The sequence below is a fragment of the Pseudomonas sp. UBA6323 genome, from assembly GCF_002439135.1.
Taxonomy (GTDB): Bacteria; Pseudomonadota; Gammaproteobacteria; order Pseudomonadales; family Pseudomonadaceae; genus Aquipseudomonas.
On sequence record NZ_DJSX01000011.1, the window covers coordinates 13,245 to 38,903 of the forward strand.

The following is a 25,659-nucleotide window of genomic DNA, read 5'->3' on the forward strand; positions in this document are numbered from 1 at the left end:
GCTCCATGCCGCCTGAGCGGAGCAGGGCGGCAAAAGAAAACCCCGGCATCCTTGCGGAGTCGGGGTTTTCTTGATTTGCCTTAACCTGCGTTCGGTCGACAGGCCAGCAGCCCGTAGGCTGTGAGCCCGATCAACAGTAGCAGGCTGAGCGTCATCACTCGCCCGCAACCTGGCGCAGGGTTTGCGCCGGGGTGTCGTCGAGGTTGTTGAGCATGCGCTCGCTGTACCAGTCGAGGAAGTTGATCACGCCGAACTCGTAGGTCTTCGAGTACGGGCCAGGCTGGTAGGCGGTGGAGTTGATGCCGCGCTGGTTTTCTTCGCCCAGACGGCGGTCCTGATCGTTGGTGGCATCCCAGACTTCGCGCAGGCGCGCCACGTCGTAGTCGACGCCCTCGACCGCATCCTTGTGCACCAGCCACTTGGTGACGACGATCGATTCCTGGGCGCTGATCGGCCACACGGTGAAGTTGATCAGGTGATCGCCCATGCAGTGGTTCCACGAGTGCGGCAGGTGCAGGATGCGCATCGAGCCCAGATCCGGATCGGTAATGCGGCCCATCAGCTTCTTGCTGCCCTGCTTGCCGTCCATGGTCATGGACACGGTGCCCTTGAGCAGCGGCATGCGCACGATGCGGTTACGCAGGCCGAAGCTGGCGTGCGCGTAGGGAATGTTGTCCCTGTCCCAGCGGGTGGTGCACTCGGCAACCTGGTCCTTGAACGCCTGGCTGGCGCGCGGGTCGGTGACGTCGTCCCATTCCAGCAGGGTATTGAGCAACTCTGGGTGCGAACCGTTGCAGTGGTAGCACTCGCGGTTGTTCTCCAGCACCAGTTTCCAGTTGGCCTGCTCACGCATGGTGCTCTGCACCGCGACCTTGGTGTTCTCCATGTCGTAAGGCTCCATGTAGTGAGCCAGGGTCGTAAGGAATTCGTCGATGGCCGGCGGATTTTCCGCCAGGCTGATGAAGATGAAGCCGCCAGCGGTCTTGCACTGCACGGGTTTGAGGCTGTAGTCCTTGAGATCGAAGTCGGCGCCCATTTCGGTGCCGGCGAACAGCAGGCGGCCGTCCAGCTCGTAGGTCCACTGGTGGTACGGGCACACCAGCTTGGCGACCTTGCCCTTGTCGGAGACGCACAGACGCGAGCCGCGGTGACGGCAGACGTTGTGAAAGGCGTGGATCTGACCTTCGGCGCCGCGGATGACCAGGATCGGGTTGTCGCCGATCTGCACGGTGAGGAAGTTGCCCTTGGCAGGGATCTCGCAGGTCATGCCGGCGATCAGCCATTCCTTGTGGAAGATCTCCTGCATGTCGACCTGGAACAGGCGCTCGTCGTTATAGAAGGGCTGCGGCAGCGAGAAAGTGTGGTCGCGCTCGTGCAGCATCTGGGCGGTGGCCTTGCGGACGGGCTCCAGTGGGTCGCCCAGGCTCAGGTTTTGGGTGCAGTCCATGTTGGCTCCTCGGTGGCGGGCGCGGCGCGCCTGCCGAAAAAAGTGGCTGATACGGTATGTGCCGCAAGGTGTCGATCAATCGCTGCCGCCTGCAACGGGCGCGCATGCTTGGTGAGGCGGAGTGTGGATCCGGCCGATGGGCAATCCTTATCCATGGGCGACATGCCTGGATTTGTTTCCGACGCGTCAGGCCCCGTGCTATCAGGCAGGTCGCGATAAGCATGCGGATGTCGCTGGCAGATAAATGACGGTCGGCGGGCTTTCGCACAATCCGCGCCATATAGGCCGATATCCGGCCGCGTGGAGAGCTGTCATGACCACCAACTCCTTCCTTAACCCGGTTACCACCCAAACCTGGACCAACGGCCGCCATCTGGTGCGTTGCGTCAAGGTGATCCAGGAAACCTGGGATGTCCGTACCTTCTGCTTCATGGCCGACTTGCCGGTGCTGTTCTTCTTCAAGCCGGGTCAATTCGTCACCCTGGAGCTGGAGATCGACGGTCAGCCGATCATGCGCTCTTACACCATTTCCAGCTCGCCCTCGGTGCCCTACAGCTTCTCCATCACCATCAAACGGGTGCCGGGCGGCAAGGTGTCGAACTGGTTGCACGACAATCTCAAGGAAGGCGACGAGGTGCCGGTGCACGGCCCGGTCGGGCTGTTCAATGCGATAGATTTCCCCTCCGAAAAAGTGCTGTATCTATCCGGTGGCGTTGGCATCACCCCGGTGATGTCGATGGCGCGCTGGTTCTACGACACCAACGCCAACGTCGATATGGTGTTCGTGCACAGCGCCCGTTCGCCGAAGGACATCATCTACCAGCGCGAGCTGGAGCACATGGCCGCGCGCATCAATAACTTCAGCCTGCACGTGATCTGCGAGAAGCACGGCCTGGGCGAAGCCTGGGCTGGCTATCGGGGTTATCTGAACAAGACGATGCTGGAGCTGATCGCGCCGGATTACCTCGAGCGCGAGATTTTCTGCTGCGGCCCGACGCCCTACATGAGTGCGGTCAAGCGCCTGCTCGAAGCGTCCGGCTATGACATGAGTCGGTATCATGAAGAAGCCTTCGGCCCGACGCCGCCGGAGATTCGTGCCGAGGTCAAGGAGCTGGCAGCCGAAGCTGCCGACGCGCCGGAATTGCCGGTCGGCGAGCTTAATCAGGTGGAGTTCACCAGCACCGGCAAAAGCATTCGCGTCGCGCCCGGCGAGACCGTGCATGCCGCTGCCGCCAAGCTCGGCCTGCATATTCCCAAGGCCTGCGGCATGGGCATCTGCGGTACCTGCAAGGTCATGAAGACGGCGGGCGAAGTGGACATGGAGCACAACGGCGGCATTACCGACGAGGACGTGGCCGAAGGCTACATTCTGTCGTGCTGCAGCGTGCCGAAAGGGGACGTGGCGATCGATTATTGATCGCCATGAAGGTTTGTAGCCCGGATGAAATCCGGGGTGATTGACCTCCCCGGATTGCATCCGGACTACTTAGCGATAAGCCCCACTCGTGGGGCTTATCGCGTTTCAGGCGCTCATCACTTCACGAATATCCGCAGCCAGCTGACGCACTCGCGCTTCGTCGGTATCCCACGAGCACATGAAGCGCGCGCCGCCAGCACCGATGAAGGTATAGAAACGCCAGCCGCGTGCGGTCAGGGCGGCGATGGCCGGCTCGGACAGTTGCAGAAACACGCCGTTGGCTTCGACCGGGAACATCAGGCTGACGCCGGGCACGTCTTCGACCAGCGAGGCGAGCAGCTGAGCGCAGTGGTTGGCGTGGTTGGCGTAACGCAGCCAGGCGTCCTCCTGCAGGATGCCGACCCAGGGCGCCGACAGGTAGCGCATCTTCGAAGCCAGCTGGCCGGCCTGCTTGCAGCGATAGTCGAAGTCCTCGGCCAGCGCCTTGTTGAAGAAGATGATCGCCTCGCCCACTGCCATGCCGTTTTTGGTGCCGCCGAAGCACAGCACGTCGACGCCGGCCTTCCAGGTCAGCTCCGCCGGGCTGCAGCCCAGGAATGCGCAGGCATTGGAGAAGCGCGCGCCGTCCATGTGCAGGTTGAGGTTCAGCTCCTTGCAGACCTGGCTGATGGCGCGGACTTCTTCCGGGCGGTACACGGTGCCGACTTCGGTGGCCTGGGTGAGGGTGACCACACGTGGTTTCGGGTAGTGGATGTCCTGGCGCTTGAGGGCGATCTCACGGATCGCCTGTGGCGTCAGCTTGCCGTTATCAGTCTTGGCCAGCAGCAGTTTGGAGCCGTTGGAAAAGAACTCCGGCGCGCCGCATTCGTCGGTCTCGACGTGAGCGGTCTCCGAGCAGATCACGCTATGGAAGCTCTGGCACAGCGAGGCCAGGGCCAGCGAATTGGCGGCGGTGCCGTTGAAGGCGAAGAACACCTCGCAGTCGGTCTCGAACAGGCGGCGGAAGTGGTCGGCGGCGCGGGCGGTCCACTCGTCATCGCCGTAGGCGCGCTGGTGGCCCTGGTTGGCCTCGGCCATGGCGGCCCAGGCTTCGGGACAGATGCCGGAGTAGTTGTCGCTGGCGAATTGCTGGGCATTGTCGGGCATGGATGCGTTCCTTCTGAAAAGCCTGCCGGCAGGTCATCCGGCAAAGCGTGCACTTTACTCCAAGGGCCTGTGACCGAGGGTCCGTGGCGGCGACGAGTTGTTGCACTGATGCGTACTGCCTGGTCCGTTGGTGAACCGCCGTTCGGCTCCGCAATGGAACTTGAGGCTTTCTGCGGTGTTCACACCTACCAGAGGGCGGCACTCGACCCGCCCTTCGCAATCAGAGAAGGAGTTTCATATGACTTATCGTCACCTGCTCGCCCTTGCCCTGCCGCTGGCTGTGGCGCTGCCCGTTTCCGCTGCCGAGTGGTCGGATAGCGCGAAGAACGAGTTCGTTCAGCAGTGCATCGCTGGCGCGCCGGCGGGATATGAGGAGCCACAATTGCGAGCTTATTGCGACTGCGCCGCGACCAAGGTCAGTGAAGAGTTCAGTGAGGCCGAGCTGCACGAGATGACCCGTCAGTCCCCTCCCGACACTGCCATGCAGCAGCGCCTGGTGAATGCGTCCAGTAGCTGCAGCAGCAAGCTCAAGCCGTAATCATCCATCTGAGTAGTTAGTGCGCGGTCAGGCCAGGGCCTTGTGGGCTCTGGCCTGGCGACGCATTTCCACAGCCAGTGCACAACACAGTCCACAGTATTTGTGCACAAGCTAAACCTATCTTGTTGATCCTGCTCGATTTTTAGGCGATTTCCGGAAGGCCGCGGCGGCCCTGGCTTGGCGCCTGTGTCGAACAGACTATGCACACTTTCATCCACATCTTCTGTGCATATCCCCAACCGTCTTTCTTCTTTTCAGCGGTCGCTGGTGGATAAGCCATGCGGCCTGCTGCGCTGTGCAGATATCGACCTCACGCGCGGGGCTCAGAGCTGGTGAGCCCTGCACTCATCGATCGACAGCTTTTCCACAGGCTAATCCACGGCTTCTGTGCATGGCTCGCCTTGCTAACTAACTGATATCGATCAGGAAATGATCGTTCCTCGGCAGCCCTCGCAGGCGCTGGCGCAGCGCGCTGTATGCACGGTTTATCCACAGCTTGATCCCCGCCATTTGTGCGCAAAACAGCAGCCTCGTATCGACGCGCCTGATTGCGACACGCGGCATGTCGCAAACAAATGCTCTCGTGGCGTTGGCAGGCATCTGAGGGGGCAGGGCCGGCCCTACCATCGCTGCACAGGGCCTTGCCGGCCCGTCAGTCCAAGACCGCCGTATACAGGCGCTGCAGGAGAGTCGAGATGTTCAGCAAACAAGATCAGATTCAGGGTTACGACGACGAGTTGCTCGCGGCGATCAATCAGGAAGAACGCCGTCAGGAAGAGCACATCGAGCTGATCGCCTCGGAAAACTACTGCAGCCAGCGTGTGATGGAAGCGCAGGGCAGCGGCCTGACCAACAAGTACGCCGAAGGCTATCCGGGCAAGCGCTATTACGGTGGCTGCGAGTACGTCGACAAGGTCGAACAGCTCGCCATCGACCGCGCCAAGCAGCTGTTCGGTGCCGACTTCGCCAACGTCCAGCCGCACTCCGGCTCGTCCGCCAACGCCGCTGTCTACCTGGCGCTGCTCAATGCGGGTGATACCATTCTCGGCATGAGCCTGGCCCACGGCGGCCACCTGACCCACGGCGCCAAGGTGTCGTCCTCGGGCAAGCTGTACAACGCCGTGCAGTATGGTCTGAACCCGGCCACCGGCCTGATCGACTACGACGAGGTCGAGCGCCTGGCCGTGGAGCACAAGCCGAAGATGATCGTCGCCGGCTTCTCCGCCTATTCCAAGACCCTCGATTTCCCGCGCTTCCGTGCCATCGCCGACAAGGTCGGGGCGCTGCTGTTCGTCGACATGGCGCACGTGGCGGGTCTGGTCGCTGCCGGCCTGTACCCGAACCCGATCCCCTTCGCCGACGTGGTCACCACCACCACTCACAAGACCCTGCGCGGCCCGCGCGGCGGCCTGATCCTGGCCAAGGCCAACGAAGAGATCGAGAAGAAGCTCAACTCCGCCGTGTTCCCGGGTGCCCAGGGCGGCCCGCTGATGCACGTGATCGCGGCCAAGGCGGTGTGCTTCAAGGAAGCCATGGAGCCTGACTTCAAGGCTTACCAGCAGCAGGTCATCGACAACGCCCAGGCCATGGCCAAGGTCTTCGTCGAGCGCGGCTACGAGGTGGTTTCCGGCGGTACCGACAACCACCTGTTCCTGCTCAGCCTGATCAAGCAGGGCCTGACCGGTAAGGAAGCCGACGCCGCCCTGGGCCGTGCCGGCATCACCGTGAACAAGAACGCCGTGCCGAACGACCCGCAGTCGCCGTTCGTGACCTCCGGTATCCGCATCGGCACCCCGGCCGTGACCACCCGTGGTTTCAAGGTCGCCCAGTGCGAGGCGCTGGCTGGCTGGATCTGCGACATCCTCGACCACCTCGGCGATGCCGATGTCGAGGCGCAGGTGGCCAAGCTGGTGGCCGGGTTGTGCGCGGATTACCCGGTCTATCGCTAAGCCAACCCTCTCTCTCGGTCCCTCTCGCGCAGTCGCGAGAGGGCAGTAGAACCCTGGAGCATGCCCATGCAACGTTATTCCGGCTTCGGCCTGTTCAAGCACTCGTTCAGCCATCATGAGAACTGGCAGCGCATGTGGCGTAATCCAACGCCCAAGCCGGTTTACGACGTGGTCATCGTCGGCGGTGGCGGCCACGGCCTGGCCACGGCCTATTACCTGGCCAAGGAATTCGGCGTGAAGAACGTCGCCGTGGTGGAGAAGGGCTGGCTGGGCGGTGGCAACACCGCGCGCAACACCACCATCGTGCGTTCCAACTACCTGTGGGACGAGTCCGCGCACCTCTACGAGCACGCGATGAAGCTGTGGGAAGGCCTGTCCCAGGACCTGAACTACAACGTCATGTTCTCCCAGCGTGGCGTGTTCAACCTCGGCCACACTCTGCAGGACATGCGCGACATCGAGCGCCGCGTCAGCGCCAACCGCCTCAACGGTATCGATGGCGAGGTGGTGGACGCCAAGCAGGTAGCGGAGATGATCCCTTACCTGGATTGCTCGAAGAACACCCGTTACCCGATTCTCGGCGCCTCGCTGCAGCGCCGTGGCGGCGTGGCCCGTCACGATGCCGTGGCCTGGGGCTTCGCCCGCGCCGCCGACGCCCTGGGCGTCGACCTGATCCAGCAGACCGAAGTGATCGGTTTCCGCAAGGAAAACGGCGCGGTGATCGGTGTGGAAACCAGCAAGGGCTTCATCGGCGCCAAGCGCGTCGGCGTGGTCGCCGCCGGTAACTCCGGGCATCTGGCCAAGCTCGCCGGCTTCCGCCTGCCGCTGGAATCGCACCCGCTGCAGGCGCTGGTCTCCGAGCCGATCAAGCCGATCATCGACACCGTGATCATGTCCAACGCCGTACACGGCTACATCAGCCAGTCGGACAAGGGCGACCTGGTCATCGGTGCCGGCATCGACGGCTACAACGGCTACGGTCAGCGCGGTTCCTACCCGACCATCGAGCACACCCTGCAGGCCATCGTCGAGATGTTCCCGGTGCTCTCGCGTGTGCGCATGAACCGCCAGTGGGGTGGCATCGTCGACACCACCCCGGACGCCTGCCCGATCATCGCCAAGACGCCGGTGAAGAATCTGTTCTTCAACTGCGGTTGGGGCACCGGCGGCTTCAAGGCCACCCCGGGCTCGGGCAACGTGTTCGCGGCCAGCCTGGCCAAGGGCGAGATGCATCCGCTGGCCAAGGCCTTCTCCATCGAGCGCTTCCACAACGGTGCGCTGATCGACGAGCACGGCGCAGCCGGGGTTGCTCACTAAAAGGTCGCGCGTAGCGCGACGGCTGATGCCCCTCTCCTTCCGGGAGAGGGTGCCCGAAGGGCGGGAGAGGGTAGAGCGGGCGACACCGCACCCCTCACCCCCGCCCCTCTCCCAGGGGAGAGGGGAGACAAGCTTGCCCCGCGCGGTTTTCCGAGCGGGTCTGAAGATTTACCGGAGGTAGCGACCATGCTGCACATCTTCTGCCCTCACTGTGGCGAACTGCGTTCCGAAGAAGAATTCCACGCCGGCGGCCAGGCGCATATCGCCCGCCCGCTGGACCCGAACGCCTGCACCGACGCGGAGTGGGGCGAGTACCTGTTCTTCCGCGACAACCCGCGCGGTATCCATCACGAGCTGTGGATTCACGCAGCGGGCTGCCGTCAGTACTTCAATGTCACCCGTCACACGGTGAGCTACGAAATCCTCGAAACCTACAAGATCGGCGAGCGCCCCAGCGTCACTGAAGCTTCGCTCGCCGAGAAAAAGGCCGTCGACCAAGGAGTAACGGCATGAGCCAGGTCAATCGTCTTTCCCAGGGTGGCCGCATCGACCGCAGCCAGCCGCTGAGTTTCAGTTTCAACGGCCAGACCTACCAGGGTTACGCCGGTGACACCCTGGCCGCCGCGCTGCTGGCCAACGGCGTCGACGTGATCGGCCGCAGCTTCAAATATTCGCGTCCGCGCGGCATCGTCGCTGCCGGTGCCGAAGAGCCCAATGCCGTGCTGCAAATCGGCTCCAGCGAAGCGGCGCAGATCCCCAACGTGCGTGCCACCCAGCAGGCGCTGTACGCCAACCTGACCGCCACCAGCACCAATGGCTGGCCGAGCGTGAACACCGACCTGATGGGCATCCTCGGCAAGGTCGGCGGCGGCATGATGCCGCCCGGGTTCTACTACAAGACCTTCATGTATCCGCAGAATCTCTGGCTGACCTACGAGAAGTACATTCGTAAGGCCGCCGGTCTCGGTCGTTCGCCGAAGGAAAACGACCCGGACATCTACGATTACCTGAACCAGCACTGCGACGTGCTGGTGGTCGGTGCCGGCCCTGCAGGTCTGGCTGCGGCCCTGGCCGCCGGTCGTAGCGGCGCCCGAGTCATCCTCGCCGACGAACAGGAAGAGCTCGGTGGCAGCCTGCTGTCCACCCGCGAGATGCTCGATGACAAGCCGGCCGCCGACTGGGCCGCCAAGGCTATCGCCGAGCTGCAAAAGATGCCGGAAGTGACCCTGCTGCCGCGTGCCACGGTCAACGGTTACCACGACCACAACTTCCTCACCATCCACCAGCGCCTCACCGACCACTTGGGTGAAGTCGCGCCGATGGGCCAGCCGCGTCAGCGCCTGCACCGTGTGCGTGCCGGGCGCGTGGTGCTGGCCACCGGCGCCCACGAGCGGCCGCTGGTTTACGCCAACAACGACGTGCCCGGCAACATGCTGGCCGAGGCCGTGTCGACCTACGTACGCCGCTATGGCGTGGCGCCTGGCCAGAAGCTGGTGCTGTCGACCAACAACGATTACGCCTACCGCGTGGTGCTCGACTGGCTCGACGCCGGCCGCCAGGTGGTGGCCGTGGCCGACGCGCGTAGCAACCCGCGCGGCAGCTGGGTCGAAGAAGCGCGCCGACGTGGCGTGCGCGTACTCACCGGCAGTGCCGTGGTCGAAGCGCGTGGCAGTAAACGTGTGACTGGTGCGCGCATCTGCGCCATCGATCTGGCCAAGCACAAGGTCACCAGCCCGGGCGAGACCCTCGACTGCGACCTGATCGTCAGCTCCGGCGGCTACAGCCCGGTGGTGCATCTGGCGTCGCACCTGGGCGGTCGTCCGGTATGGCGTGAAGACATCCTCGCCTTCGTGCCGGGTGAAGGCTTCCAGAAGCGTCATTGCGCCGGTGCGGTCAACGGCGTGTTCAGCCTGGGCGACAGCCTCGCCGATGGCTTCGAGGCCGGTGCCAAGGCGGCCGCCGATGTAGGCTTCCAGGCCGTGACCGGCACTCTGCCGAAGGCCGAGAAGCGCATCGAGGAGGCGTCGGTTGCACTGTTCCAGGTGCCCCACGACAAGAACACCGCCCGTGCGCCGAAACAGTTCGTCGACCAGCAGAACGACGTCACCGCCGCCGGCATCGAGCTGGCCACCCGCGAGGGCTTCGAGTCGGTCGAGCACGTCAAGCGCTACACCGCGCTGGGCTTCGGCACCGACCAGGGCAAGCTGGGCAACATCAACGGCCTGGCCATCGCTGCCCGCTCACTGGGCATCAGCATCAGTGAAATGGGCACCACCATGTTCCGCCCGAACTACACCCCGGTGACCTTCGGCGCCATCGCCGGCCGTCATTGCGGCGAGCTGTTCGAGCCCAAGCGCTACACCGCGCTGCAGAAATGGCACCTGGAGCAGGGCGCCGAGTTCGAGGATGTCGGCCAGTGGAAGCGCCCCTGGTACTTCCCGAAGAACGGTGAAGACATGCACGCCGCCGTGGCCCGCGAATGCCTGGCCGTGCGTAACGCGGTGGGCATTCTCGATGCCTCGACCCTGGGCAAGATCGACATCCAGGGCCCGGATGCGCGCGAGTTCCTCAACCGCGTCTACACCAACGCCTGGACCAAGCTGGACGTGGGCAAGGCCCGCTACGGCCTGATGTGCAAGGAAGACGGCATGGTCTTCGACGACGGCGTGACCGCCTGCCTGGCCGACAACCATTTCGTCATGACCACCACCACCGGCGGTGCCGGGCGCGTGCTGGAGTGGCTGGAGATCTACCACCAGACCGAATGGCCGGAACTGAAGGTTTACTTCACCTCGGTCACCGATCACTGGGCGACCATGACCCTGTCCGGCCCCAACAGCCGCAAGCTGCTGGCCGAGGTCACCGACATCGACCTGGACAAGGACGCCTTTCCGTTCATGACCTGGAAGGAAGGCAAGGTCGGCGGCGTACCGGCGCGCGTGTTCCGCATCTCCTTCACCGGTGAGCTGAGCTACGAAGTCAACGTACAGGCCGACTACGCCCTGGGCGTGTTGGAGAAGATCGCCGAGGCCGGCAAGAAGCACGGCCTGACCCCATATGGTACAGAGACCATGCACGTGCTGCGTGCCGAGAAGGGCTTCATCATCGTCGGCCAGGACACCGACGGCTCGGTCACCCCGGACGACCTGGGCATGGACTGGTGCGTTGGCCGCACCAAGCCGTTCTCCTGGATCGGCTGGCGCGGCATGAACCGCGAGGACTGCCTGAAGGAGAACCGCAAGCAGCTGATCGGCCTCAAGCCGGTGGACCCGAACAAGGTGCTGCCCGAAGGTGCGCAACTGGTGTTCGATCCCAAGCAGCCGATTCCGATGACCATGGTCGGCCACGTCACCTCCAGCTACATGAGCGCCGCAATGGGTCACTCCTTCGCCATGGCCCTGGTTCGTGGCGGCCTCAAGCGCATCGGCGAGCGCGTCTTCGCGCCGTTGGTCGATGGCAGTGTGATCGAAGCCGAAATCGTCAGCCCCGTGTTCTATGACCCGAAAGGGGATCGCCAGAATGTCTAACGTCAACGTCTACAAACAACGCCCTGCCGACATCGCCGGGCAATCGCCGCTGCACCACGCCGGCCTGCACGAACTGGCCGGCAAGGGCCGCAAGGGCGCCGGGGTGACCTTGCGTGAGAAGAAGCTGCTGGGCCATCTGGTGCTGCGTGGCGACGCCGACGATGCCGAGTTCGCCGGTGGCGTGCACAAAGCCCTGGGCCTGGAGCTGCCGGTGGCGTTGACCCTGGTGGCCAACGGCGACACCTCGCTGCAATGGCTGGGCCCGGATGAGTGGCTGCTGATCGTCCCCGGCGGCAGCGAGCTCGAGGTCGAGCGCAAGCTGCGCGAGGCCCTGGACGGCCAGCACATTTCGGTGGTCAACGTCAGCGGTGGGCAGACCCTGCTCGAGCTGCGCGGCCCCAAGGTGCGTGAACTACTGATGAAATCCAGCAGCTACGACGTGCATCCGAACAACTTCCCGGTGGGCAAGGCGGTCGGCACGGTGTTCGCCAAGTCGCAACTGGTGATTCGCCACACCGGCGAGGACACCTGGGAGCTGCTGATCCGCCGCAGCTTCGCCGATTACTTCTGGCTGTGGCTGCAGGATGCCAGTGCGGAATATGGGTTGGCGGTCGAAGCCTGACGGCAGAACCAGAAGCTGATACGAACAGCTCCCTCTCCCTTTGGGAGAGGGGTGGGGTGAGGGGAAAGGTGAACCGCGTTGTGTCGGATAGCCCTCTCCCCCGGCCCCTCTCCCATAAATGGGAGAGGGGTGAACAGCAACGGAGTTTGTCTCGGAGTCCACTATGAGCCGCACCCCCGATACCTGGATTCTCACCGCCCACTGCCCGAGCCTGCTCGGTACGGTCGACGTGGTGACCCGCTACCTGTTCGAACAGGGCTGCTACGTCACCGAGCACCACAGCTTCGATGACCGACTGGCCAGTCGCTTCTTCATCCGCGTGGAATTCCGCACCCAGGCCGATTTCGACGAGGCGACCTTCCTCGCCGGCCTCAACGAACGCACCGCGCCGTTCGATATGTGCACCGAGCTGACCCCGCCTGGCTATCGCGCCAAGGTGGTGATCATGGTCTCCAAGGCCGATCACTGCCTCAACGACCTGCTCTACCGCCAGCGTACCGGCCAGCTACCGATGGACATCACCGCCATCATCTCCAACCACCCGGATCTCAAGCCGCTCGCCGACTGGCACGGCATTCCCTATCACCATTTTCCCCTCGACCCCAACGACAAGCCCGCCCAGGAGCGTCGCGTGATGCAGGTGGTCGAGGATACCGGCGCCGAGCTGGTGGTGCTTGCCCGCTACATGCAGGTGCTGTCCGCCGACCTGTGCCGCAAACTCGATGGCCGTGCGATCAACATCCATCACTCGCTGCTGCCCGGCTTCAAGGGCGCCAAGCCCTACCACCAGGCGTACCAGAAGGGCGTGAAACTGGTCGGCGCCACAGCGCACTTCATCAACAACGACCTGGACGAAGGCCCGATCATCACTCAGGGGGTGGAAAGCGTCGACCATGCGCACTATCCCGAGGATCTTGTGGCAAAGGGACGCGATATCGAATGCCTGACCCTGGCCCGCGCAGTCGGCTACTTCCTCGAACGCCGGGTGTTCCTCAACGCCAACCGTACCGTAGTCCTTTAACCAGAGACCTTGCCGCACAGAGAACGGCGGCTGTCGGTTTTGCATCCGCGGCCGCGTCGCACGCTAGCTAGTCTGGCTAGACCATCGACACCCGTCCTGCCCAATAACGGCGGGTGCCGATAAAGACGCTCATTACTCCGCTACAAGGCCCGCGTGACTTGACGTCGCGCCTTTGTATCCACAAGAAGAAAGGAGATTTCATATGTCTGATAATCGCGGTGTGGTTTACCTCGGCGCAGGCAAGGTCGAAGTACAGAAGATTGACTACCCGAAAATGCAGGATCCGCGCGGCAAGAAGATCGAGCACGGGGTCATCCTCAAGGTCGTTTCCACCAACATCTGCGGCTCCGACCAGCACATGGTGCGCGGTCGTACCACCGCTCAGGTCGGCCTGGTGCTGGGTCACGAGATCACCGGCGAGGTGATCGAGAAGGGCCGCGACGTCGAGCGTCTGCAGATCGGTGACCTGGTTTCCGTGCCCTTCAACGTCGCCTGTGGTCGCTGCCGCAGCTGCAAGGAACAGCACACCGGCGTCTGCCTGACCGTCAACCCGGCGCGTGCCGGCGGCGCCTACGGCTACGTCGACATGGGCGACTGGACCGGTGGCCAGGCCGAATACGTGCTGGTGCCCTACGCCGACTTCAACCTGCTCAAACTGCCGGATCGCGACAAGGCCATGGAGAAGATCCGTGACCTGACCTGCCTGTCCGACATCCTGCCGACCGGCTACCACGGCGCCGTTACCGCTGGCGTCGGCCCAGGCTCCACCGTATACGTCGCTGGCGCCGGTCCGGTCGGTCTGGCCGCTGCTGCCTCGGCTCGCCTGCTCGGCGCTGCCGTGGTCATCGTTGGTGACCTCAACCCGGCACGTCTGGCGCACGCCAAGGCGCAGGGCTTCGAGATCGCCGACCTGTCGCTGGACACCCCGCTGCACGAGCAGGTCGCCGCGCTGCTGGGTGAACCGGAAGTGGACTGCGCCATCGACTGCGTGGGCTTCGAGGCCCGTGGTCATGGCCACGAAGGCGTCAAGCACGAGGCTCCGGCCACGGTGCTCAACTCGCTGATGCAGATCACCCGCGTCGCGGGCAAGATCGGTATCCCCGGCCTGTACGTGACCGAAGACCCGGGTGCGGTCGATGCCGCTGCCAAGATGGGCGCGCTGAGCATTCGCTTCGGTCTGGGCTGGGCCAAGTCGCACAGCTTCCACACCGGTCAGACTCCGACCATGAAGTACAACCGTCAGTTGATGCAGGCCATCATGTGGGACCGCATCAACATCGCCGAAGTGGTCGGCGTGCAAGTGATCAGCCTGGACGACGCACCGCGCGGTTACGGCGAGTTCGACGCAGGCGTGCCGAAGAAATTCGTCATCGATCCGCACAAGATGTTCAGCGCGGCGTAATGCCCAGCTGCGTGGCCCGGCGCTGTCGCGGGCCACGCGTGTTTGCGTTGGCGGCGCGCTGCGCGCGTCGCGGATAGGTTTACGGCCAGGCGCATTGGTCCGCGCCTTCTTCTTCGGGAGCCTTCGGGCTCCCTTTTTTGTTGTGGGCGGCAATCTGCTGCGGACCTTGTCGCCGCTCGCCCGACTATCGAGCCGTGGCGCATTCGACGATCCGAACGCGTCCGCTATCAGTCAGCCAGGGTTTTCGCCGCGCAGCTGTTCGATGCGTTTGTCCTTGGCCAGCCAGAGGTCCGAAACCCAGTCCTGCACCCGCAGGCGGAAGGCCGGATCATTCTCGTAATCACCCAGGTACAGCGCCGGATCGAGTTCCAGGGTCTGGATATCGATGATCACCTTCGGCCCCTGGCCGCTGAGCAGCGCCCAGAAGCCTGGTACCTGCCTGGCGGGGTACACCAGCGTCACGTCCAGCACGGCATCGATCTGCTCGCCCAGCGCGGCGAGCACGAAGGCCACGCCGCCGGCCTTGGGCTTGAGCAGGTAGCGGTAGGGTGACTGCTGCTGGGCCTGCTTGGCCGGGGTGAAGCGGGTGCCTTCCAGGTAGTTGACCACGGTCACCGGCAGACGCTTGAACTTCTCGCAGGCGGCCTTGGTGATCTCCAGGTCCTTGCCCTTCATATGCGGGTTTTTCTGCAGGAAGGCCTTGGAGTAGCGCTTCATGAAGGGGTAGTCGAGCGCCCAGAAGGCCAGACCGAGAAAGGGCACCCAGATCAGCTGCTGCTTGAGGAAAAACTTGAAATAGGGCGTCTTGCGGTTGAACGCCTGCACCAGCGCCGGGATGTCGACCCAGGATTGATGATTGCTGATCACCAGGTAGGAGCGGTCGGGGCGTAGTGCGGCATTGCCACGGATGTCCCAATGCGTCGGGGTCAGCAGGGCGAAGATGCGTTTGCAGTTCTCCGCCCAGAACTCGGCGACCCACATTACCCCGCGTGAGCAGGTATCGCGCGCCGCCTGGCCCGGCAGCACGAACTTGGCCAGGGCGATCAGCAGCAGGGGGCCGATCAGCAACAGGGTATTGCTCAGCAGCAGGACTATATTGAGTAGGCCGGTCAGCAGGGGACGCATATCAACTCCTTGGCGGGCGCGAAGGGGCCATCATAAGCAACTGAAGAATCTGGCTCAAAATTGCGACTAGTGGCATATGGCCATTTATTGCGAAAAGCGTGATGCTGATCGGTGTGGAACTTAAGGGGATTGCTCGTCGATTCCAAGGTGACGCGCTCGAGCGCTCCCACCAACTTGCTCTGGATTATCTCGATGTTGAAACGCATTGCGGTAGCCGATCTGCGCATCGGCATGTATGTCCAGGAATTTTGCGGGTCATGGATGGACCATCCATTCTGGAAGTCGAAATTTCTTCTCAATTCACCACAGGATCTGCAGCGTATCCGCGCCAGCAGCATCGGTGAGTTGTGGATCGACGTCAGCAAGGGCCTGGATGTCGAGGCCGGTGCCGTTGTCAGCACCGAGGCAGAGGCGCAGAAGGAGGTCGAGGCGACGCTGATGGCAGCGGTGCAGCCCCGTAGTACCGCGCTGAGTGCATCGATGGATACCGAACTGGAGCGCGCCGCCAAGCTCTGCGCCCGTTCCAAGCAGGCGGTGCTGAGCATGTTCGGCGATGCACGCATGGGCAGGGCGCTGAATTTCGAGCAAGCCGAGTCGCTGGTGGAGGAAATCTCCGAGTCGGTGATGCGCCACCCCAATGCCCTGATCAGCCTGGCGCGACTCAAGCATGCCGACGAATACACCTATATGCACTCGGTGGCGGTCTGCGCACTGATGATCGCCCTCGCGCGGCAGCTTGGTCTGGGCGAGGGGGCGGTACGCGAGGCCGGCCTGGCCGGCCTGCTGCATGACGTAGGCAAGATGGCCATCGATCAGGAGGTGCTGAACAAGCCCGGCAAGCTTAGCGACGCAGAGTTCGCGGCGGTGCGCCGTCACCCCGAGGCCGGCGGCGAGATCCTCCTGGCCGGCAAGCATGTCAGCGCCCTGGTGCTGGATGTCTGCCTGCATCACCACGAAAAGATCGATGGCAGTGGTTATCCGTATGGCCTGCAGGGTGAGCAGATCAGTCTGTTCGCTAGAATGGGCGCGGTCTGCGACGTGTACGACGCCATCACCTCCAACCGGCCCTACAAGCCGGGCTGGGACCCGGCCGAGTCGATCCGCAAGATGGCCGAGTGGAAGGGGCATTTCGACGAGGCGGTATTCCAGGCCTTCGTCAAGACGGTCGGCATCTATCCGGTGGGGGCGCTGGTGCGTCTGGAAAGCGGCCGGCTTGCGGTCGTGCTGGAGCAGAATGCCAAGTCGCTGCTGGTGCCCAAGGTCAAGGCGTTCTTCCTGGCCAAGTCGAAAGTGCAGATTCCGCCGGTGGTGATCGACCTGAGCAAAGCGAACGCACAGGATCGCATCGTCGGGCGCGAGTCGGCAGCGGCCTGGGGCTTCGAACATCTGGACGAACTCTGGAGCGGCATGCCTGTGCAGCGAGCCCGGCCGTAACGCTTTGTCATCCTTGCCGGGGAACACCGCAGGACAGGGGCAGTCGGATAACGGGACTTCCATTGCACAGGAGTGCCGACCTTGAAATACGCCCTCTTTCTGCTGGCTGCTGCGATCAGCCTGCCGGCCATGGCCGATGAACAACCAGACCTTTACGGCCGCTACGAGCTGATCAAACTCCCCGCCCTCGGCCAGACCCTCAAGGCCAAGATGGATACCGGTGCCATGACCGCCTCGTTGTCGGCCAAGGACATACAGCCGTTCGAGCGCGATGGTGAGGACTGGGTGCGCTTCCGCCTGGCCGTCGACGGTGCCGAAGATACGATCTACGAACATCCGCTGGTGCGCATCGCCGAGATCAAGAAGCGCGCCGAAGAGAGCGATGCCGAAACCAAGGAAGTCGCCTACTCGCAACGTCCGGTGATCGAAATGCCGATTTGCCTGGGCGAGGAGGAGCGCACCATCGAGGTCAACCTGACCGATCGCAGCACCTTCAGCTATCCGCTGCTGATCGGTGCTAGTGCCATGCGCGATCTTGGCGTGGCCGTGGACCCGGCGGAGCGTTACACCCGCGAACGTCCGCAATGCTGAGCTAAGCGGCGTATCTCGCGAGGGACCATTGCTCAAGCCGGACGAGGGCTTACGCACGATACTGGGCGATTGGGCCTTGAACGAGGCTGACCGCGGCGGCCAACTCTGCTAAAAACGGATAACAACGAAAGGAGCCGCCGCATGAAAACCGTCGCAGAGGTCATTCGCAATAAAGCCAACGCCTATGTCTACAGCGTCGACAGTGAGGATTCGCTGCTGGACGGGCTGCGCATCCTCGCCGAGCAAAAGATCGGTGCACTGCTGGTGCTCTCCGGCGGGCGTCTGGTCGGCATCGTCAGCGAGCGCGACTACGTGAGAAAGGTGGCGCTGGCCGAACGCTCGCTGCTCAACACCAGGATCAGCGAAATCATGACCCGCGATGTGGTCAGCGTCGGCCCGCGTGACAGCGTGCAGTACTGCATGGAACTGATGACCGAGCGTCGCCTGCGTCACCTGCCGGTACTGGCCGAAGGCGAGCTGATCGGCCTGTTGTCGATCGGTGACCTGGTCAAGGAAACCATCGCCGAACAGGCCGACCTGATCCGTCAGCTGGAGCAGTACATCCGCGGCGAGATTCCATAAGCGCGTAGCCCGGATGCAACCCGGGGAACGAGTGGCACGATTTCCCGGATTCCATCCGGGCTACGAAAACCTCACGGGAGGCGCTTTCGACTCTGGCATCCTGCTTCGTTCTACCTCCTGCATCCATGCAGTCGCAGCGGCGCTTGTCGTGTAGGGCGGGTGCAACCCGCCAACTTCCCCCTGGCAGGCTACCTAATGCCTCGCTTGACGCCCGCCGCGGCCCCCGGCAGTCTGCCGCCGTCGCCCCACAGGTGCAGGACGCCCGATGCCGCAGATACTCATAGTCGAAGACGAAGCCGCGATTGCCGACACGCTGGTCTATGCCCTGCAGGCCGAAGGCTTCGCCACCCATTGGTCGAGTCTCGGCGGCGAGGCGCTGACGCTGCTGGAGAACGGCACCTTCGACCTGGCCATTCTCGATGTTGGTCTGCCCGATATCAGCGGCTTCGAAGTGTGCAAGCGCCTGCGCCGTTTCTCTGAAGTACCGGTGATCTTCCTCACCGCGCGCAGCGAGGAAATCGACCGTGTGGTGGGCCTGGAAATCGGCGCCGACGACTACGTGGTCAAGCCCTTCAGCCCGCGTGAAGTGGCGGCGCGGGTCAAGGCCATCCTCAAGCGCGTAGCGCCGCGTGAGATGCCGACAGCCAGCGCGCCCAGCGTCTTTCAGATCGACGATGCCGCCTTTCGCATTCACTACCACGGCCAGGCCCTGAGCCTGACCCGCCACGAATTTCGCCTGCTGCGCACGCTGCTTGGCCAGCCGCGCCGGGTCTATTCACGCGAGCAACTGCTCGATGCCCTCGGCGTCGCCAGCGAAGCCGGCTACGAGCGCAACATCGACAGCCATATCAAGAGCCTGCGCGCCAAGCTGCGCGCCATCGCCGCAGCCGAGGAGCCGATCCAGACCCATCGCGGCCTGGGCTACAGCTACGAGCCGGAGCTCTGAATCATGCCTCTGGGCGTACGCATCTTCCTCGTCTACTTCCTCTTCGTCGGGCTGGCCGGCTGGTTCGTGCTGAGCACGGTGATGGACGAGATTCGCCCCGGCGTGCGCCAGAGCACCGAGGAAACCCTGGTCGACACCGCCAACCTGCTGGCCGAGATCCTGCGCGACGACCTCAAGTCCGGCACCCTCGGCCAGGGCCGCCTGCACGAGGCACTTGAAGCCTATGGCCGGCGTCAGCCGCAGGCGAGCATCTGGGGCGTGACCAAGGCCGAGGTCAACCACCGCATCTACGTTACCGACGCCCAGGGTATCGTCCTGCTCGACTCGTCTGGTGTGGCGGTGGGCCAGGATTATTCGCGCTGGAATGACGTACTGCTGACCCTGCGCGGCCAGTATGGCGCGCGCTCGACCCGTGAAGACCCGGACGACCCGGATTCCTCGGTGATGTACGTGGCGGCGCCGATCAGGGATGGCGAGCGCATCATCGGCGTGGTTTCGGTGGCCAAACCCAACCGCACCCTGCTGCCCTATATCGAACGCTCGCAAAACCGTCTGAGCTGGCTCGGCGCCGGGCTGATCGGCCTTGGCCTGCTGATCGGCGCGGCGCTGTCCTGGTGGCTCAGCGCCGCGCTGGGCAAACTCACCCGCTACGCCCAGGCGGTCAGCGAAGGCCAGCGCGCCGAGGCGCCGAAGGTACGTGGCGGCGAACTCGCACAACTGGCCCAGGCGGTCGAGCGCATGCGCACCGAGCTGGAAGGCAAGGCCTACGTCGAGCGTTACGTACATACCCTGACCCACGAACTGAAAAGCCCGCTGGCGGCCATCCGTGGCGCCGCCGAACTGCTCGACGGCGACATGCCCACCGAACAGCGCCAGCGCTTCGTGGCCAATATCCAGCAGGAAAGCGCGCGCCTGCAGAACCTGATCGAACGCCTGCTGCACCTGGCCCAGGTGGAGCAACGCCAGGGTCTGGAAGAGCGCGTGGCGGTACCGCTGGCGCCGCTGGTGGAGGAACTGTTGCAGGCGCAGCAGGCGCGCATCACAGCTACCAATTTGCAGATCGAACACTCGCTGCCAGCCGGCCTCAGTCTGCGTGGCGAACGCTTTCTGCTACGCCAGTCGTTGGCCAATCTGCTGGACAACGCCCTGGATTTCACGCCGCCCGGAGGGCTTATCCGCATCTGCGCCGAACCGCAGGGCGAGCGCATCGTTCTGCGTCTGCTCAACCAGGGTGAGGCCATCCCCGACTACGCCCTGGCCCGCCTGACCGAGCGCTTCTATTCCCTGCCGCGCCCCAACGGCGGGCGCAAGAGCACCGGGCTTGGCCTCAACTTCGTGCAGGAAGTGGCCGAGCTGCATGGAGGTGAATTGCATATCGGCAATGTCGAAGGTGGCGTTGAAGTGAGCCTGACGCTGCCCATCTAGGGCACGCTGGCGCTGCTGTGGGGTAGGCTTTGCCGCGACCGATGCATAAACCTGTCGCTGCTAAAGCGCCTCCCACGAGGGCTGCCCAGCGCAGAAATTAGATAGCGCCCACGCTCCAGCGTGAGAGCCGTCTCACGACTCTCTGCATCGCTCACTCGTTCGGAGATGCAGCTGCCTGCTGGTCAGTGCTGTAGCGTCGAGGTCTTCGTTCCCACCCAGCCGTGAGAGCGATCTATTCGGGAATGTCCTTCACGAACGTGGCTTCGACTCGTCTCGATACGAGCATGTAAGGCACCCAGATAACGGCGCTGAACAAGGTGCGTGCAAATTCCTTGGTCGTGTCCGGATCGAATACAGGTTCGTCGGTAAAGATGAGCGAGCCTAACCAGGCATCAAAGGGAATGAAGACTAGGGAAATCAGGATCGTGGCAATAAAGACCTTTGGGAAGAGATAGTGTTTTGTGAAGAACAGGTAAAGCAGAAGTGCGCACGCAATCAGCATGCATGAATTGAAGATGGCTTCGAAGACCAGCAGGGGCGCCCACAGCCAGTGATAGTACTCGGTGCCGGGAGTGGTCAGCGTTTCGAAGGTTCCGTCAGTGAATACTGAATAGAACATCGGCCCGTAGGTGATGGATATGCGCAGGGGCGTGATGATCAGGCCGAGCCCGACCAGAATCAACCAGCCACCCAATCCCTTTAATTTTGCGTTATCGCTCATGTTTACATCCTTGTGATGCATGTCTGACTATGAATGGACACCCGCTCTGCTGGTGCCTGGGTTCGCTGTGCTCGACCTAGGATACCTGCTGACGTAAACCAAGGAGAACGCATGCAATATGTAGTGACGGCATTCGATTTTACCGACCCGGATGCATTGTCTCGTCGTCTGGAGCACCGAGAAGCTCACCTGGACGGGTTAAAGAAAATGACGGCGGCCGGTACGTTTCTCAGCGGTGGGGCGATTCTTGATGCAGAGGGCCGTATGGTGGGCTCTTCTGCCCATGTCGAGTTTGGCAGCAGAGATGCACTTGAACATTGGCTTGATCATGATCCCTATACGCTGGGGAAAGTCTGGGAAAAAGTAGAGGTGCGGGAGATCAAGCTCTTTCCTGTCGCGCAGTTTGCCCGCTAGCTCAGCATCACCAACGCTAGGACTTGCCGCACTGATCGCGGATAAATCCGCTCCTACAGGAGAGGTTGTGGTTCGGGTGTGGGGGCTTTGAGCGGTAAGCGCAGCAGCTCCACCTGCCACCAGGTTGGGAGCAGGCGGCGGACTTCGGGGCGGGCGAAGCGGTCGTCGATCAGATAGAGCACGCCCTGGTCTTCCGGCGTGCGGATCACCCGGCCGGCGGCTTGCACGACCTTTTGCAGGCCGGGGTAGAGGTAGGTGTAGTCGTAGCCATTGCCGAACAGGGCGTCCATGCGCTGGCGGATTTCTTCGTTGATTGGGTTGAGTTGGGCCAGGCCGAGGGTGGCGACGAAGGCGCCTATCAGGCGTTCGCCGGGCAGGTCGACACCTTCGCCAAAAACGCCGCCGAGCACGGCGAAGCCGATGCCGCGGCCGCCGATCTGGAAGCGTTCGATAAAGCCCTGGCGCGCCGCTTCGTCCATCTGTCGCGATTGCGTCCACACCGGGATGTGCGGGTGATCGCGGCGCAGCTCCTGAAGCACCTGTTCCAGGTACTGATAGCTGCTGAAAAAGGCCAGGTAGTTGCCGGGGCGTTCGGCGTACTGGCGCGCCATCAATTGGCAGATCGGCGCCAGGGAGGCGTCGCGGTGCTGGTAGCGGGTCGATAGGTTGCGCACCACCTGCACATGCAGTTGTTCGGCACTGAAGGGTGAGGCCACGTCCAGGCACTGCGTCTCTTCCGGCAGGCCGAGCAGGTCGAGGTAGTAGTGGCTGGGGCTGAGGGTGGCGGAAAACAGCGTGGCGCTGTGGGCATCTTCGAAGCGTGGGCCGAGGAAGGGCGCCGGCAGGATATTGCGGATGCACAGGGTCGAATAGCTGCGCCCGTTGACGGCCTCATCGCGGTTGATGTCGAACAACGAGTGCGGGCCGAAGCTTTCCGCCAGGCGGCAGAACAGCATGGCGTCCAGATAAAAGCTGAGCAGCTCGCCGCCATTGCCTTCGGGCTGGTCGGTCAGTAGGTCGGTGATGGCGCTGACCGCCTTGCCCAGAGCGGCCAGTAGCAGGTCCGGCGCCAGCGGGTAGACCTGATAGGGCACCTCTTGCTCGCGGTGCAGCTGATCCCAGTGGCGGTCGATCCGGTCCAGCACGCTCTTCAGGCGTTTCGGCGCGTCACGGCACATGGCCTTGAAGCGCGCCTGATCCAGCTCGGCGCTGTACATGCCGCGCCCGCGCTCCACCAGGTTGTGTGCTTCGTCCACCAACAGGCAGACGCGCCACTGGTTGATCAGGGTGAGGCTGTGCAGCAGCGCGCCGAGGTCGAAGTAGTAGTTGTAGTCGCCCACCACCACGTCGCTCCAGCGGCATAGCTCCTGGCTCAGGTAGTAGGGGCACACGCCATGGGCGATGGCGATATTGCGCACGGCCTGCTGATCCAGCCAGCGTTCCTTGAGCGCCGCGCTGCGTGCAGTCGGCAGGCGGTCGTAGAAGCCTTTGGCGAGTGGGCAGGAGTCGCCATGGCAGGCCTTGCTCGGGTGTTCGCAGGCCTTGTCTCGGGCCACGTGCTCCAGCACGCGCAACGGTGTGTCGGGTTCGCGCAGGCGTTGCAGCGCATCGAGTGCCAGGCGCCGGCCGGGCGTCTTGGCGCTCAAGAAGAACAGGCGGTCGAGCTGCTGGCCGGGCATGGCCTTGAGCTGCGGGAACAGGGTGCCGAGGGTCTTGCCGATGCCGGTGGTGGCCTGCGCCAGCAGGTAGTGGCCGTCGCGCGCGGCGCGGTACACCGCTTCGGCCAGTTGCCGCTGGCCATGACGAAACTCGCCGTAGGGAAATTTCAGATTCTCCAGCGCCTCATTGCGTGCCTGCTGGTGCGCCTGTTCCTGTCGCGCCCAATCGATATAGCGGCGGCAGTGCAGGGCGAAGAACTCACCTAGCGATTCGGCGCTGTGGCGCTCACGGAACACCGTTTCCTGCTGGGTGATCACGTTGAAGTAGACCACCGCCAGGTCCAGCTCATCGAGTTCCAGCTCCTGGCACAGCAGCCAGCCGTAGACCTTGACCTGCGCCCAGTGCAGCAGGCGGTGGTTAGCCGGGATGCGCGAGATGTCGCCGCGGTGGGTCTTGATCTCTTCCAGCAGACGAAACTCGGGGTCGAAGCCATCGGCGCGGCCGCTGACCGTCAGCCCCTCGAATTCGCCAATCAGCGGCAGCTCGGAGACGTAATCCGGGCCGCGCCTCGCAACCACCGTGGCGTGCCCGGCCATGCCTTCGGCGGCGGTGGGTGATGGGGTGAAGCGTAGGTCGAGATCACCCTCCTTGGCGGTGAACTCGCACAGCTCGCGCACGGCGACGCGCAGGCTCACTCGGCCCACTCCACATAGCAGACGCTGACCGGCATGCCGTGCTCGGCACAGAAGGCCAGCCAGCGTTTCTGGTTGTTCTGCAGGCGGTCGCCGGGGCCTTTCACCTCGATCATCCGGTAGCGCCCCTCGGCCGGCCAGAACTGGATCAGATCGGGCATGCCCGCGCGGTTCTCGCGGATGTCTGCCAGCAGGCGACGAAACCAGGCGCCCAGGTGCAGCGGCGGCAGGCAGGCCAGTGCCTGTTCCAGGCGCTCGGCGTCGAGCAGCTCCCAGAACACGAAGGGCGACTGGATGCCGAACTTCTCGGAGTGGGTACGGCGCATGGCCTCGAGGTAGCTGCCGTCGTCCAGGCGTGCCAGACAGGTGGCGAACAGTGGAGCGCGCCGCGCATGGAAGTCGGCGCGGTGCAGATCCACCGGGCCGGTGTGGAAGGGGTGGAAGAAGGCACCCGGCAGGGGAGCGAAGATCGCTTCCCAGCAGAGCAGACCGAACAGCCCGCAAATCAGCGTGTTTTCCACGTAATGCACGGGCGCATCGGGTTCGGCCAGGTGCAGGGCCACTGCCAGTTCGACGCTGGCGGCGCGCGGCAGGCACAGATCGAGACGATTCTCGCTGAGCTTCGCCGCCCTGGCCGCTGGCGCCAGGCCGAGGCGTTTGCGCAGGCGGGTGCGCCCCCGCTCGGCCAGTTGCGCTTCTTCGGCGTTGTGTGGCGCCTCGATCACCTGTTCGGCTAGGGTCAGCGCCTCGGCATCGCTGCCCAGGCGCTCGAGCACGCGAATCTGCCGCTGCCGCGAGCCGACCGCGCGGGTATCACGGTACAGCGTCAGCGCCGATTCCAGCTCGCCGGCGCGTTCCAGTTGTTGCGCCATTTTCAGCAGCAGGCGTTGGTAGCGCTCGCCGATATGCGGGTTGTCGCTGGCAAAATCCCCGAGCTGCTGCAGCACCTCGGCTACAGGCAGGCCGGCTTCGAAGGCCTCGCGGCAGGCGCGCAGATGCAGGTAGTCATCCACATCCCGGCGGTTGCGGAAGCCGCGCGAGCCCGGCGTGATCGGCACCTGCTCGTAGCGGAAGATGCCCAAATCGGCCAGCACGAACTCCGACCAGTTCTGCGCCAGGTTGCCGAAGAACATCAGGCGCAGGCGGTCGCACAGCGGACCGATGGCCAGGCTCAGCAGGCGCTCGTCCAGTTGCGGACACCAGTCGGCCAGGCTGCGCGGTTCGACATGCAGCTCGCGCAGGTGGTCGAGCGCCTCGCTTTTCTTCAACGCTCCGCGTGGCAGGTTGGCGGCGAAATGCGTGGCCAGTTCGTCCTTGAGCAGCAGGGCGCCCAGCTCGTCGAAACTCAGAGCCGCGCAGTCGATCAGCCAGCCCAGCACCAGCAGTGGTGCAGCCGCATTCTGGATTTCGCCGATCTCCGCATAGCGCAGCTTGCTGACGCGAAAGTGCACGCCCTTGCGCATCACCAGGCGCACCAGCAGCGCCTGGGCGGGCAATGGCAGCTGGAGAAATTCCACGATGAAGGCGCGCTCGGCATCGTCCATCAGGTCACGGTGATGGGCGTCGAGCCAGTCGAGAGCCTTGCGAAAATTGGCCAGGTAATAGAGTTCGGGGGCGTCGAGGGCGAGCATGCTGCGAAGTTTCACTGGTTTTTTATACAGATGCCAGTGCCTTTCGCCCGCGA

Annotated in this window: 21 protein-coding genes; 15 read left to right on the plus strand and 6 right to left on the minus strand. The window is 63.6% G+C overall.

The window, feature by feature from the left end; all coding sequences use genetic code 11:
- Positions 1-154: 154 nt before the first annotated feature.
- Entirely contained in the window at positions 155-1,447 is a 1,293-nt protein-coding gene (gbcA, locus tag B3P22_RS03240) for a glycine-betaine demethylase subunit GbcA (protein ID WP_296269843.1), read from the minus strand.
- A gap of 313 nt (positions 1,448-1,760) precedes the next feature.
- Between gbcA and gbcB the strand changes: the two genes are divergently transcribed.
- A complete protein-coding gene (gene gbcB / locus B3P22_RS03245; protein WP_275547511.1) occupies positions 1,761-2,864 on the plus strand; it encodes a glycine-betaine demethylase subunit GbcB in 1,104 nt (367 codons plus the stop codon).
- Between the two features lie 105 nt (positions 2,865-2,969).
- Here gbcB and B3P22_RS03250 read toward each other — a convergent pair whose 3' ends face one another.
- Positions 2,970-4,010 (minus strand): low specificity L-threonine aldolase, encoded by a 1,041-nt coding sequence (locus tag B3P22_RS03250; RefSeq protein WP_296269845.1) that lies wholly within the window; start codon positions 4,008-4,010, stop codon positions 2,970-2,972.
- 238 nt (positions 4,011-4,248) lie between these two features.
- Between B3P22_RS03250 and B3P22_RS03255 the strand changes: the two genes are divergently transcribed.
- The 8 genes from B3P22_RS03255 (at position 4,249) to fdhA (ending at position 14,386) form a co-directional block, all read left to right on the plus strand.
- On the plus strand, positions 4,249-4,548 hold the full coding sequence (locus B3P22_RS03255; RefSeq protein ID WP_197856833.1) for a hypothetical protein: 300 nt from the start codon (positions 4,249-4,251) through the stop codon (positions 4,546-4,548).
- 695 nt (positions 4,549-5,243) lie between these two features.
- Complete coding sequence (gene glyA, locus B3P22_RS03260) at positions 5,244-6,497, plus strand: serine hydroxymethyltransferase (RefSeq protein WP_296269847.1); 1,254 nt, start codon at positions 5,244-5,246, stop codon at positions 6,495-6,497.
- A 66-nt stretch (positions 6,498-6,563) separates the two neighbouring features.
- The gene (locus B3P22_RS03265) at positions 6,564-7,814 is read left to right on the plus strand and encodes a sarcosine oxidase subunit beta family protein (protein ID WP_061240240.1); all 1,251 of its coding nucleotides are present in this window, start codon (positions 6,564-6,566) and stop codon (positions 7,812-7,814) included.
- A 186-nt stretch (positions 7,815-8,000) separates the two neighbouring features.
- Positions 8,001-8,327, plus strand: a complete 327-nt coding sequence (locus B3P22_RS03270) for a sarcosine oxidase subunit delta (protein WP_013717494.1) — start codon at positions 8,001-8,003, stop codon at positions 8,325-8,327.
- Complete coding sequence (locus B3P22_RS03275; protein ID WP_296269851.1) at positions 8,324-11,341, plus strand: sarcosine oxidase subunit alpha; 3,018 nt, start codon at positions 8,324-8,326, stop codon at positions 11,339-11,341. Before B3P22_RS03270 ends, B3P22_RS03275 begins: the two co-directional genes overlap by 4 nt.
- Positions 11,334-11,963, plus strand: a complete 630-nt coding sequence (locus B3P22_RS03280; RefSeq protein WP_296269852.1) for a sarcosine oxidase subunit gamma — start codon at positions 11,334-11,336, stop codon at positions 11,961-11,963. The genes B3P22_RS03275 and B3P22_RS03280 overlap by 8 nt, the downstream gene beginning before the upstream one ends.
- A gap of 163 nt (positions 11,964-12,126) precedes the next feature.
- The gene (gene purU, locus B3P22_RS03285; RefSeq protein WP_197856837.1) at positions 12,127-12,984 is read left to right on the plus strand and encodes a formyltetrahydrofolate deformylase; all 858 of its coding nucleotides are present in this window, start codon (positions 12,127-12,129) and stop codon (positions 12,982-12,984) included.
- 202 nt (positions 12,985-13,186) lie between these two features.
- On the plus strand, positions 13,187-14,386 hold the full coding sequence (fdhA, locus tag B3P22_RS03290) for a formaldehyde dehydrogenase, glutathione-independent (protein ID WP_197856838.1): 1,200 nt from the start codon (positions 13,187-13,189) through the stop codon (positions 14,384-14,386).
- Positions 14,387-14,617: 231 nt separating this feature from the next.
- Here the strand turns inward: fdhA and B3P22_RS03295 are convergent, their stop codons facing one another.
- On the minus strand, positions 14,618-15,511 hold the full coding sequence (locus B3P22_RS03295) for an acyltransferase (RefSeq protein WP_296269853.1): 894 nt from the start codon (positions 15,509-15,511) through the stop codon (positions 14,618-14,620).
- A 192-nt stretch (positions 15,512-15,703) separates the two neighbouring features.
- On the opposite strand from B3P22_RS03295, the gene B3P22_RS03300 reads away from it, so the two are divergent.
- The 5 genes from B3P22_RS03300 (at position 15,704) to creC (ending at position 20,489) form a co-directional block, all read left to right on the plus strand.
- Positions 15,704-16,945, plus strand: coding sequence for an HD-GYP domain-containing protein (locus B3P22_RS03300; protein WP_296269854.1), 1,242 nt, complete (start codon positions 15,704-15,706; stop codon positions 16,943-16,945).
- Between the two features lie 81 nt (positions 16,946-17,026).
- The gene (locus tag B3P22_RS03305) at positions 17,027-17,536 is read left to right on the plus strand and encodes an ATP-dependent zinc protease (RefSeq protein ID WP_296269855.1); all 510 of its coding nucleotides are present in this window, start codon (positions 17,027-17,029) and stop codon (positions 17,534-17,536) included.
- Between the two features lie 141 nt (positions 17,537-17,677).
- Positions 17,678-18,118, plus strand: a complete 441-nt coding sequence (locus B3P22_RS03310; RefSeq protein WP_296269856.1) for a CBS domain-containing protein — start codon at positions 17,678-17,680, stop codon at positions 18,116-18,118.
- Between the two features lie 265 nt (positions 18,119-18,383).
- Positions 18,384-19,064 (plus strand): two-component system response regulator CreB, encoded by a 681-nt coding sequence (gene creB, locus B3P22_RS03315; protein ID WP_296269857.1) that lies wholly within the window; start codon positions 18,384-18,386, stop codon positions 19,062-19,064.
- A gap of 3 nt (positions 19,065-19,067) precedes the next feature.
- Positions 19,068-20,489, plus strand: a complete 1,422-nt coding sequence (creC, locus tag B3P22_RS03320) for a two-component system sensor histidine kinase CreC (protein WP_296269858.1) — start codon at positions 19,068-19,070, stop codon at positions 20,487-20,489.
- Between the two features lie 232 nt (positions 20,490-20,721).
- Here creC and B3P22_RS03325 read toward each other — a convergent pair whose 3' ends face one another.
- Positions 20,722-21,210: a DUF2569 domain-containing protein gene (locus B3P22_RS03325; protein ID WP_197856845.1), complete on the minus strand. Its 489-nt coding sequence runs from the start codon at positions 21,208-21,210 to the stop codon at positions 20,722-20,724.
- A 111-nt stretch (positions 21,211-21,321) separates the two neighbouring features.
- Between B3P22_RS03325 and B3P22_RS03330 the strand changes: the two genes are divergently transcribed.
- Positions 21,322-21,624 (plus strand): YciI family protein, encoded by a 303-nt coding sequence (locus B3P22_RS03330; protein WP_275547496.1) that lies wholly within the window; start codon positions 21,322-21,324, stop codon positions 21,622-21,624.
- A gap of 53 nt (positions 21,625-21,677) precedes the next feature.
- Here the strand turns inward: B3P22_RS03330 and B3P22_RS03335 are convergent, their stop codons facing one another.
- Positions 21,678-23,978: an ATP-dependent DNA helicase gene (locus B3P22_RS03335; RefSeq protein ID WP_296269859.1), complete on the minus strand. Its 2,301-nt coding sequence runs from the start codon at positions 23,976-23,978 to the stop codon at positions 21,678-21,680.
- Positions 23,975-25,606 (minus strand): VRR-NUC domain-containing protein, encoded by a 1,632-nt coding sequence (locus B3P22_RS03340; RefSeq protein ID WP_296269954.1) that lies wholly within the window; start codon positions 25,604-25,606, stop codon positions 23,975-23,977. Before B3P22_RS03340 ends, B3P22_RS03335 begins: the two co-directional genes overlap by 4 nt.
- Between the last annotated feature and the right edge of the window lie 53 nt (positions 25,607-25,659).